General features: G+C 40.9%; 1 protein-coding gene. It reads right to left on the bottom strand.

The window, feature by feature from the left end; translation table 11 throughout:
- Positions 1–264 (bottom strand): protein YqbG (yqbG, locus tag R0J87_RS21355; protein WP_498888802.1); only part of this gene is annotated, 264 nt, incomplete at both ends.

Here is a 264-nt window from a genome sequence, read left to right as displayed (position 1 = left end):
GTTCAATGTAATCAACAAGCAGGGCATATACATAGGGCCTGCCTTTGACTTGTTCAGCTGCCTTCGCATATGAATAATCGCCCATTTTTTCTGACGTAAAGCCTTTCATCATAGATTCATCATCATTCAGCATGGCAAAGTATTGGGCCATTTTTAATAATGCGATCCTTGCTTTTTCAGGGAGGGGCTGATATTTTTCGTTTGTGAAATCGTGACCTACGATCTGAAATACTGCAGCTTCTGCTTCGATAATATCTGCTGTCA

It is taken from the genome of Halomonas sp. SIMBA_159 (genome assembly GCF_046536035.1).
Lineage (GTDB): Bacteria > Pseudomonadota > Gammaproteobacteria > Pseudomonadales > Halomonadaceae > Vreelandella > Vreelandella venusta_A.
The sequence above is the reverse complement of the archived record's forward strand: the minus strand, read 5'-3'. Positions and strand labels throughout refer to the sequence as shown.